5 protein-coding genes are annotated in these 11,524 nt (G+C 61.5%); 2 read left to right on the top strand and 3 right to left on the bottom strand.

The genetic code is table 11. The features are described 5' to 3' along the window. Window positions 1–296: 296 nt before the first annotated feature. On the bottom strand, window positions 297–2,426 hold the full coding sequence (locus tag K330_RS23365; protein WP_084617520.1) for a KAP family NTPase: 2,130 nt from the start codon (window positions 2,424–2,426) through the stop codon (window positions 297–299). Between the two features lie 316 nt (window positions 2,427–2,742). Beyond that, window positions 2,743–3,738, bottom strand: a complete 996-nt coding sequence (locus K330_RS0112965) for a hypothetical protein (protein WP_022922244.1) — start codon at window positions 3,736–3,738, stop codon at window positions 2,743–2,745. Window positions 3,739–4,118: 380 nt separating this feature from the next. Between K330_RS0112965 and K330_RS0112960 the strand changes: the two genes are divergently transcribed. Both K330_RS0112960 and K330_RS0112955 read left to right on the top strand, forming a co-directional pair. Then, window positions 4,119–5,042 carry a tyrosine-type recombinase/integrase gene (locus K330_RS0112960; RefSeq protein ID WP_022922243.1) on the top strand — a complete coding sequence of 308 codons (924 nt, stop codon included), beginning with the start codon at window positions 4,119–4,121 and terminating at the stop codon, window positions 5,040–5,042. A 442-nt stretch (window positions 5,043–5,484) separates the two neighbouring features. Beyond that, entirely contained in the window at window positions 5,485–9,228 is a 3,744-nt protein-coding gene (locus K330_RS0112955; protein ID WP_156875806.1) for an ATP-binding protein, read from the top strand. Between the two features lie 816 nt (window positions 9,229–10,044). On the opposite strand, the gene K330_RS21170 is transcribed toward K330_RS0112955, so the two are convergent. Continuing rightward, window positions 10,045–11,052 carry a hypothetical protein gene (locus tag K330_RS21170; protein WP_022922241.1) on the bottom strand — a complete coding sequence of 336 codons (1,008 nt, stop codon included), beginning with the start codon at window positions 11,050–11,052 and terminating at the stop codon, window positions 10,045–10,047. Between the last annotated feature and the right edge of the window lie 472 nt (window positions 11,053–11,524).

Raw genomic sequence — 11,524 nt, 5'->3', positions numbered from 1 at the left:
CGTCCGTCCGGAGGCCGCTTCGCGGCGTCATTCCGCCCAGAATGGACTACCGGCACTCGGGCCTACCGGGACCGCTCGCGCAGGCGCCGAAAGTCGTGACATCGCTGTGACGCTGAATACAGGACGGCGGCCCTGCGGCCAGCAATAGGTCTCGCCACGCGAGTCGGCCAGCTGCGTCGAGCCCATTGCGGAATAAGCGAAAACAGTACCGTGCGGCTGAACAGACACTTGCCGGGGCCGGGAACGCCCTCACCAAGACGCACAAAGCGCACACCTGGGACTACTTCTTCCTGTCATTAGTCGCCCTGAGCATGGGCTGGGGGATCCGCCTCTGGGACGGCAGGTGGTGCAGGGGGACTGCTGACCCTGCCCGCGGCGAACCTACGGCGGTTGACCCAACTGAGATCATGCAAGTCCACCTTCTGGACGGGCTCGTGGTACCAAGGGTCATCACCCGGGGGTGCGAGTTGATTGAACGTCTCCTGGTCGAAGTCAGGTGATAGTTGCCAATTGGGCTTTCCGCCAGTGGTAGAGCGAGCAGAAACAAGACGTGACGCCAGGATTGCAAGGTCCACGTCCGTCGAATCTAGAAGCTCGTGAACCCGCGACCGAAGGCCTTCGGCATCGTGCCGCAACACGAAGTGGATCTGATACCCCACACCGGACGAAGTTGGCGCGGCGTCGCCCTGCTTGAGGTGTTGAAGCAGATCATCCGCCGCTTCCTGTACGAGCTGCTTAGTGACCGCGATGTACCAAGGTGGCAACTTCTCGAGGAAAGTGCGCCTCACGCTATTCTCCAGCCTTCTCCATGCGCGGATTCGAAGGGGCTGGGTCGCGAGCTTCCTCAGCACGTCGACGATGACGGACGGCGAGGTGTCTTCATCGATTCCCCCAAGCAGATCAGCAGTCCAACCAAAGACCTGGTCGAGGTCGGTGAGCAGTCCCCTGTCGTCTGATGGCAGCTGGTTGGCAACTCCTGCTAGAACCTCAGCTAAGTGGATTCGACCGACATCCGTAGACGGCTGGTTGGCTGGACTGGCTCCTTTGCTCAAGACCAGGCCGCGGATTTCGTCAGTAGATGTGGCGAATAGATCGGTGAGCGGAGTTGCGTCTCCACGGATCGCCGCCTCAACGGCCGCCGCTACCGTCGCATCGCTGACGTCGTGGTCGAGGATGCCCATCGCGAAATAGCGATCGAAATATTCACCGTAGTGCACACTCTGGCGCCTCGAGCTCGCGAATGTTGAGAATTGACCCGTAGCGCGGATATTGGGGAAGAGTGAAACCATTAAGCGCCGTGCGACGCCACGGAGTTGCGGCGGGACAACTTCGAGCAACGGGTCGATGTCGAAGGGCTCGTACTCGAGCGAGTCTCCGCCGAATTTTATATCTCCAGTATGTCCAGAAATGAGCTCGCTCTTGTAACGGGGAATGGCGCTAAATAGTGCCGGAAAAGAGACTCGAATCAATGTCAAGATATGGACATCCCCATCGTCAACTTCGTCTGGCGGCAGAAGGGGAATATGATGGCGCAATTGCGCGACATACCTGTCGATCGCTCGCGGAGTCGTCAAGAGCGAACTAAAGCAGTCGACTAACCCGCCAAGCCGATCCTCGTAAGCGCCTTCACCAGCGATCTCTCTTGATATACTGAGAAGCCCCGCATTGAGGCGTGACAGTTGTTGGTGCTGCAGTAAGGGGGGAACGAACAATGGATACTGTACGATTTTCTCCATATACCGCTCCGCGGAACCGTCGTGGGGGTTCACGGCACCAGACGCATTCATGCTTCGGTACAGAGTCTCATCATCGTAAGCCAGAAGGTATTGGACACCGTCGAATCTTCCGAGCAGGCGGACGACCTTCAGTAGCGCTGTCAACTCGTCGCCGTGAAGCCTGTCGATGTCATCGACAACGACCAAGATGGGCTTTCCCAAATCCTTCAGTTCGTCTGATGCTTTTTTGAATGCAGCCTGCCACGATGGTGACTTGCCCAGAGCGTCGCCGGCTGTCCTAACGCCCTCTGCGGCAACCCCACCGACGATCGGGATGAGGTTGGCCGCCGGTGCCGCCACCGTAGCGGTAACCGCCAGGGCGCGGCGGAATTGCTCCCCCTTCTTCTTGGGCAGGACCTCAGCCAGCGAAGCGTAGAACTCACTCAGTAACCCCAGAATATCGCTCGTTGCCCAGGGTGTGAAGCGAGCAACTTCCCATTTGGAATGAGCAGTCACCAACTCCTCCACGATCATGTTGACGAGTGATGTTTTGCCGCTACCCCACGGTCCGCTTAAACCGAATACCGCGCTCGATTCAAACGAATGGGTTGAATGGATCAACTCTGCGGCGCGTCGCGCGTACGCCAAGCGTCCCAGCGTGTCGCCCTTGCCCGACCTCAGCGCCTCGTCGGTCCACGTTCCCTCGGCCATGGTCTGATTGTGTAGTGTCCTGGGGCCACATGCCACCAGCGCAACGCCCGCTGATCACACAACCGTGGCGATCCCACTCCGCAGGGCCTCTTATGGGCAGGTACGGACTCTGCCTGAGATTAGGCCAACAGGTAAGGACGCCCAGGGGCATCACCACCCATGGCTCTAGGCCGCAACTTGGGCGTGTCTGGGTCAGTCAGCCGCTTTGCGGACGCGGTAGCGTCGGACATGCCGTAGGTCGCCGATTCGACGTCGCCCCTACCGGGCGCGTCCCTTCGCCGGGAGCGGACCTCGGCGGGGGCGGCCACTCCCTGACTCAGTCGTAGGCCTCGTACGCCCGCACGTGGGCGTCGACGTCAAAATCGTGGTCGAGTTCACGGGCGTCGAGTTCGTACCTGCTCGCGGGTAGCAGGGCGGCGGCGAGTTCCGCCTGGTTGGTGAGGTGGAGCTTGCACACGTTACAAGCAAAGGATTGGGGGCTGAACCGGAGCTCCCAATAGGCCCCTGCCGGGAATGCCTCATACCCGCCACCGATCTTCTCCACGTCCCAGTCAACCTCTGGCTCCGCGTCAAGAAGGCCTGCAAGACGACCCTTGGAGCCGCACTCGGGACATGGATGATCGATGGCCACGTCTCCGGTGTCCAGAGCGTACGGCGCATCAGCTTCCAGGGCAGCCATCGTGTCCTCGAAGACCGCGCGTCCCAGCCGTTCTTCGAGGTCGTTAAGGTGGTTTCGGGCGTTGGCCATCCTAGCGCGCACGCGACCTTCTACCTCAGAGCGCTGTCCCTCAAGGAGCCCGACGACGTTCTGGTGCTGGTCGCCGAAAAACGACCCGGTCTCTACTGCTAAGTCGTCGAGGATCACGGAGCAGATCCGCAGAGCATCGCGGAGTACCTCCTTCGACGCTCCGCGCGCGCCGACGTGAACCACGCCGTTACGGGTGTCAACCAAGTTCTTCCTTTGTTCCTTGTTGAGGGGGAATACATCGAGACACCGCTCGATCCGATCCAGAACCCCACCCAGACCGATCGTTCGCAGACGGGGGTCGGTCAGCCGCGGTCTGTCAGCCAGGATGTGCAGGGGGATTTCCGCGTTCGATTGGAGAGGCACGAGCAGCGCCGGATTGCGCTGCCACAGGGCGGCCTTACCAAGGTGCTCCACCGCGATTGGAGCGAGCAGTCCAACCCCTTCCGCATCGTCTTCAGCCCATGCGATCATCGCGCGCTTCATCCAGCGGGACGCCGACGAGACCAGCAACTCGACGCTCGAGTCGATCGCACCGGATCCGAGTGTGTCGGCTTCATTCGTCATGCGCTCAGCATGCCAACCCGCCTGCGATGCTCAACGGGCAGTCCGTATGCAGTCCGTTTCAGCTCCTGTCGGTCCACACATCTCATATGGTTCTTCCCCCCGACCCAGGCGTCTTCCTGCGCCAATGCTGTTGTAGGCGTCGTCGGCGCCGCGCCGGGGCGCCCGTCAGCGAGTGCTGGCCCTGCCCACCACCCTTCGGCGCGCCCACGGGACTAACGCTTGCACACCTGGCGGCGAGGCAGCTGCTCCACAGGCCGCGTCACTTCGCCGCGACCGGACGCGTGCTTGGGGTCGGCGTAGCGTCATGGGAGTCGACAGCCTCGTCGGGCTGGCGGCGGGCACCGACTTGGCCCGGGTCCAGGTCGCCGCAGGAGGCGACCATGTCCACCACGACCAGCTCCACCGCGGCACTGCCGTTCCAGCCGTCCTCGATGAGCCCCGCACAGCTCGCGGCGGTCTCGTTCCTGGCCCGGTACTCCGGAGCCACGCACGCCCTGTACCGGACGCAACTGGGCCGTTGGTTCACCTGGTGCGAGACCAACGGGCTGGACCCGCTGATCGGGATCCAGCGAGCCCACGTCGAGCTCTACATCCGCGAGCTCGCAGAGGCCGGCCTGATGGACTCCTCGGTCAACACGATGATGCACGCCGTCCGGGGGTACTTCCGGTGCGCGCACATCGACGGGACCATCACAGCCGACCCGGCCGTCTACGCCCGGCTGCCGAAGGTCCACCGGGACGAATCCCGGACCCAGGGCTTGGACCGGCTGGAGCTGATCCGCTTCCTTCAGGTCGCCCAGACGATCAGCGTCCACCACGGCGCACTGGCCTACCTGCTCGGGATCAACGCCCTGCGCGCCTCCGAGGCCGCAGCCGTGCGGATCGAGGACTACGCCGACGTGCTGCGCGGCCACCGGGTGCTGCGCCTGGTCGGCAAGGGGAACAAGCCCGCCACAATGCCGCTGACCGTGCCCGTGCTGCGGGTCCTGGAGGCATGCCGCGGTGAGCGCACGACCGGGCCGCTGATCCTGCGCCCGCTCTCCGGCAAGCCCATCGACCGGCGTGATGTCTACCGGATGGTGCAGCGCATCGCGAGGACCGCGCGGATCCCCCGGCACATCAGCCCCCACTCGCTTCGGCACGCTGCCATCACCAACGCCCTCGACGCCGGCGTACCCCTACGCGACGCCCAGATCCTCGCCCGGCATGCCGACCCCAGAACCACCGAGCACTACGACCGAGCCCGCGGCAACCTCGACCGCCACGGCGTCCACTTCCTCACCGCCTACGTCGCCGGCGTCTGAACCCGTCCAAGGTTCACGGTTGACGTCAGTTCCGCCCACTATGGGGCAGCATCGCTCCGCCCGCTCTGGGCCACCTGCGAGCTGGGCGCTCGCGCCTGGTCGCCGGTCGATACATCACGACTCCGCCGAGAGTCGGATGCTTATGAGCCTTCACCGGGTCCGCCCGGAACGCCGATGAGCGGATGGTCGAGCAACGCCCTCCCTGCCGACGGCATGATGACTTGCGGTTCCCGACCCTCGTGTGCGGCATCAGCCACCTGGTAACGAGCGCGTGTGGCGCGCGACAGTCCACTCCATCGCTCAGCGATGCCAGGACGTCGTTTGATGACGACCGGTGGGGCGCGCGTCCCCCTGGGAAGTGAAGAGCGAGGTAAATTGCTTCACAGCAGAGGCCACTCTGACCTCTGGTGGGCATGCCAAGCGAGTGGAGAACGTGGGCGCAATGATGCAGCAGCGCAGGGAAGCTTTCGACTTGAATCTACCACTCGATGTTTCGTGGGACGCGACCTCTACGTATGACTCGCTTGAGGCCCAAGACACTGACGCAGGTGCCCCTTTCGTCGGACGCGAAGACGTAGTGGGTTCTCTAGCGAACGCTATATCTCAGCCCGGGCAACGGGGGACATACCTTGTCAGTGGCTATCGAGGGGTTGGCAAGACCACGCTTGTCATTGAAGCCATGCGCATGGCGCAGGGAGAATTGGGGACAAACGCGTGGAGCCTTTTTCCGATCGTTCTGAACGTGTCAGAGGTCTCCGCCTCACTAGAACCTTTTGCAGCGGGGTCCGACGACCTGAGCATCGATGCGCGAAAACTCCTCACTGCCCTTCTGCGCGCTCTTCGCAATAGATTGGTAGCTGCGGCAGAACCTGCAGCCACGCAGAAGCCAGAACCCAGCGAACACTCTGGCGTTTACAAGTTTTGGAGAAAGCGCAAAGCGAATGGCTCCGAAAGCGACCTCTCCGTGCTAGCGCGCACCGTCGAGACCGCCTACAAGAAGGCCCAGGCGTCAGCCTTCTCGCAGAAGTTTCAAGCAACCTCAGAGGATGTGCTCGAGCAGGTCACGAAGGGCGAGATTGCATTTCGTCTAGAAAACGTTCTGAAGGCTCTCGCGGGGATACTCGCCGTGGTCATTGGTGCAAGCGCTTCTGTTGCGTTGCTGCAACCATGGATAGGATCGACGGCCGCCGTCCTGCTTGCCCTTAGCGCCCTATGCGTCATCGCATTCAGCGGTTCCCGCGCCGTTTCGCGAACGCGGTCGGGGCGCCAGACGGGGTCGGTCGAATTCCTCTATGACAACTCGCTGCACCAGATGGAGAGCGAACTCAAGGAAGTCCTTGCAGAACTTTACCGATTGAAATTGCGAACGGTAATAATACTTGAGGAACTGGACAAAGTGGATGACCGACAAGGGCACCAGCTTGAGTCCGTCATACGCTACTTCAAGAACCTATTCACTCAAGCACCGGCGATATTCATCTTTATTACGGATAAGACGTATTTCGACACGGTTGCAAAGAAGATTGAAGCGGCTCGGGCGGATCGTTCATACGCCATCGAACACACCTTCTTCACGCACCGTATGTTCGTTACGAGGTCCGGGCTCAATGACTGTCTGAACTATCTACAAGACATCATCAAGGACGAGGCTGGAGCCGATGTGCTGCGCTCGATAGTGGCCACCAAGGACGAGCGTGTGCGTCCGCTCTCGGAAATGTCGCTCCTGGAGCAGTGCCTCCGGTTCCTTCTGTTCGTTTCGCAAGACCACTTCTTCGATTTGAAGAGTCAGCTTGCCCGGTTCGTGAGAAGCACACCTGGAGGGGCCACGGTCCTGCACTTCGACGACCTCGCCGTGTCTGCGCAGGATCGCGGCTTGGCGGCTTTCCATTTCCTACTGGAACAGACATTCAGCAGTTTTCAGTTCGGAGGTGGGCGCCATTACGCCAACGAAGCGCTGCGTAGCTCATTGTTCGCCGTTTTTGACAACCTTGGATTTGATGACGTTCGAAAAGTCTCTGTGCTTTATCCCCCCGAAGGCCCTGAGGGTGACCAGCTGACGCTGGCGGAGCGGCGTATTATATGCGATGCCGTGGACTCCCTCCTTGAGGATCTGCGACGAGGGGGGGCAATCGACATGCATGTTAGCGCCGAGCCAAGCTACTCTTGGGGCGCGGCCGACCCCACCCTTGTCTTCGTGCCATCCGCCCGGTTGCTCGCGCATGAGAAGGCTCTAGTGCTGCTGCTGTCTCGAATGTCGGTCAAGGCTCGCGCCTGGATTGCCTCGCCAGTGCTGCGGCACGCTCTGGCCGATGTTCACGCACTCGATGCCTTTGCTGACACGCTGGAGGAGCAAGTCCAAAAAATTGAGCATGCAACAGAAGCAATGCCCCGCGAGGACGCGGATGCGGTCGCGTCTAACGCGGAACAGACTATGGACCAATTTCTGAGCCAGTTGTATGACGGGCATTTGAAACACGTCCAAGACGATCTACAATTGATTCCGGATCCGCTTATTCGATCACGCAATGCGAGCCTCTACCGAATCGAGGGGCGAGGTCGTGACGCTGCCGATGTGCTCCTTGCCTATGGCAAGTTCAGCGCCTTCTCACCCAATGACTTGCGCTCCATGCTCTCCGCTTCTAAGGCGTCGCAGTTGGCCTTCGTCCAGGTCGTTCCGGCCGTGCAAAGCGTTGGAGAGGTGGCAAACTCCATACTGACCGAGCTGCAGTCGGTTGATCAGAGAGTGCAGTTCGCCGCAGAGGTTGAAGTGGACGAAGGCCTGGCAAGCCTATCTGGGGCGTCAGAGTCGTGGGGTCAGCTCACCGCAGACAGAATACGTCTGGCTCGGTTACGCATGGATCAGTCCTTCGTGCCTGATCCCAAGGCGGCGGCTGTGCAGAAACAGTACGTACTCGTTCGTCCTGGAGGCGAACCCCTTCGAGGTACCTTGGAGGAAATTCTAGAGTTCTGGTACGAGGGTGATTTGAGCGCCTTGATTTGGACAGAGGTTACTGGGCCGTCCCTGCGAGCAGCGACGACCGCCCTGGCTTCGCGTCAGCAAATCGCGTTCTTCGATTCGGGATCGGGGAAGACTGGTATCAGCCCGCGGGATATGTCACGTTTGTTTGAGCGGCGAGAGCTGGTCGTTGTCAGGTCCGAGGTCTATCCCGATGACGTCGAATCTCAGTTGAATCGCTTTCCGGAAGGCGCCAAGGCTTTGATTACTTTGGGGTGGCCAATTCACGCGACACCGCAGCCCCTCGCAATCTCCCGCGCCGATGTTGCCTTCGTGCACGCAGCTGATCTGGCGGGAGAAGAGGTCATGACTGCAGAACTATTGAGCGAAATATTGCCCGACTATGCCACCGGGTTGTTGAAGCCACTTGCGGAAAGCGGGTCTATCTGGGCCATGGTGGTTCTCGCTACGCTACAGGCGCGCCACAACCGAGCGGACTCGAGAACTTGGCAGAGCCGACTGCTGGAAGTAGGTACTGCTGAAGAGTTGCTCGATCTGGGTAGGCGTTTGCTCGCCCTAGACCCATCGGGAAGTCGAGACAGTCTGATAAGGGCGGCCGAAATGGGGAGCAGGGAGGCCCACATTTTGCTCGCGACCATAGCAGGCGGAGGCTCCAGCGCGGCGGAATGGCAGGAGCGTCTCCTGGAAAACGGATCCCCAAAAGAGCTGGAGGAGGTGGCAGATCGACTTGTTGTCTCTCACAGCCTGCGGGCAGTGGAATTCTATCGCGCGGCTGCGGAGGCCGGAAGTATGCAAGCGACGGTGAAGCTCGCTGCGACGACTGCGAGGTCTGACCCTGAACTGTCTCGACAATGGCAACTCCGAGTGCTGGAATCGCCGGATGCTGCGGCAAAGCAGGAACTTGGAGAGTTGCTGAGGGAAATCGATCTGGACGCGGCTATCACCCTCCTGCGGTCGGCCGCAAAATCTGGGAGAGTGAGTGCCGCCGCCGCCCTTGCCGTTCTGTTGGCGGCGTCTAATCCAGACGAGTCAAGACGATGGCAGGAAGAGGTCCTTCAGAAGGGTAGCCACCAGGAGCAGGACCATTTAGCTGACCGCCTTGCCACCGTCGACCGCGACGGGGCGATTAGGCTGTACGAATCCGCGGCTAAGGCTGGAAATGGGTTCTCGATCGCAAGGCTTGAGAAGTTGCGTTCGCAAGCCAATTAGTGCCTACCCTCAATACAGCGCGAGTCAGGGCCCGACCCGACCTGTATCGCCACCGGTCAGCCGCCCTTAGCGCGGTGCTGCGATGTTCTAGGGAGCCCCCCTCCCACGCGTCGGATGGATCTCAATTGCGGCCTGCGTCGCATCAAGGCGCCATACGCGACCTTTATGGGCTCAAAATTGAAGAGCCCCTTTATGACCAGTTGTAGCCATAGAAGTCGACGCTGGGCGCCGCTCCCTCCGCAGGTTCCTCCAGAGGTTGGCTGGTTCCCGGTTCATCCCACTCGCCGGCGGCACCGACGGCCACTTGCTCCACGGCGTACTCACCACACCAGTGACTCGGTGACCGACGGCTCCAGCGCCCGTCTTCGTGGGTGGCGCCCATCGGCCACGGCAGGAAGAGCGAAAGCGCTCGCCTACTTCCTCGGGGGACCAGAACCGGACAGGCACCCAGGACACTCAGAGTGCCTTTCACCAGTGCAGCCGTCCCCGACAGGCCAAGCCAGCGCCGAGACGGGACGCGAACGTACTCACTTCTCCGAGCTCGGATGCGAGCGAGGGCCGACCCAAGCCCACCCGCGAGCACCAAGCCGGCAGCAGCAGACTCGCGACAAGGACTTGATGCCACGCGGCGCACGTGTTGTTCGCGCCATCCGGGGACTCTCCATGTCCAGAAGGGGTGCGCGGCGTACGGAAGGGTACCTGGCCCCTATGAGTGATCTCGGCAAGCATCCGAAACTGCCGCGTCGTGCGAATCATGGTGGCCGGCAGTGCGAAGCAGCACAACGTGGCGAGGCGCTCGCAATCAACTGACCCGGCTTACTTCATGCGCGTCGCGAGGTCATCAAAGAACTCTTCGACCCGAGTGGTGGCTCCTGAACCGGTCAACTCCCACCCGCCGAACCGGTAGACCTCGTAGCCTGCGAGGCGCAATCGACGATCTTCCGAGACCATCTCCGCGTAAAGCCTCGGGCTCGCCACGTCGCCTTCGGCGTAGTGCTGCTTGCCGTCGACCTCGATCACCACGCGACGGCGATCGGTGAACAAGAGGAGGAAGTCCATGCGCTGTCGCGAGAGCGGTGCCACACCACTAGACTGCCGGGTCCTACGGTCATACGGGTCGTAGTGCAGATAGACCTGCGGGACGAGCGCCGGGATGTCGAACGATTCCTTGTATCGACCCTGATAGGCATCGAACACGACACGCTCAACGTCGCTACCAAGGCTTTCGCGAAGGCGGGCGTGCAGGCTCAGCGCGACGTCTCGGTCTCCCACATCATCGGCAATGCCCTGCACGCCACGCCACCACGACACGAGCCGGGAGAACTGCAGGCCCTCGGCCGGCACGGGCCGGTCGTAGACCAGACAGAACTCGGCGTTCTTCACGATCTCAATGTCATTGTTCATCGCGTCTCGGAGTCGGATCTCCGGCTTCGGGCCGTTCGCGGCGAAGATGAGGTTCTTGGTCGGTCCCTCGACCCCGCCGCCCGCGTCGAATGTGGCAAGAAGTTCCTTCAGGTCCACCAGATAACTGTCATCGACGTCTAGCTCGGTGACGACGCGACGGGCGAGACCTGCGAACTGCGCAACCTTCCAGCCGCTGGTGTAGCCCTGGATCAAGTCGCGTTTCGTTTGAGACTTTGCCGGCGGGTAGTCGAGCGGCCACTCAAGCGCCAGCTCGTCTTCGAGGACCGTTTCTAGCTTGACTCGGGTGTAGTACATGAGGGCCTCTTCCACCGCCTCCCCGAACGTGCGCACGGAGACCTTCAGCGGCGCCCGCGACGGGCTAGGCGGCGGGGGCCGCAGGACCCAGTTCGAACTGCTCATGGTCCTAGTGTCACCTTTAGCACGGACAGAACACCGGCGGAGCGCCGCCCGCTCATGCCGCGCGGCGGACGGCTGCGCACGTCCGCCGCATGCTGCCGATGATGCTTCGTCAAGATCCGTTGACATCCTGGTCTCGCAGTGAACTTCGCTGCGCGAAACCCACCAGGAGACACGCGATCCCCGCGCCAGCCGTCATCCAACTCAGTACCGGGCTTGCGTCGGTGAGGAGGACCAGAGGAGCGCCGAGGACGAGGACCACGCCGATGACGATGAACGTCTTCGCACCTGAACGGGTCGGGGAGGGACTTAACGGCATGCCGCAGTATTGCAGCACCTCACGCTGAGGATCAGGGCTTCGGGCTCCGCCGCCGGACGCACTCATCTAATGGGTTGTACCGATCCTCTGGCAGGCTCGGTTCCGGTAGCGGCCGGCGGGTCAGCACTCCACTTATCTGATCGTTGAGGTCTTGCG

It is taken from the genome of Ornithinimicrobium pekingense DSM 21552 (assembly GCF_000421185.1).
GTDB classification, from domain to species: Bacteria; Actinomycetota; Actinomycetes; order Actinomycetales; family Dermatophilaceae; genus Ornithinicoccus; species Ornithinicoccus pekingensis.
Note: the sequence above shows the minus strand (reverse complement) of the source record. Positions and strands in the feature narration are given on the sequence as shown.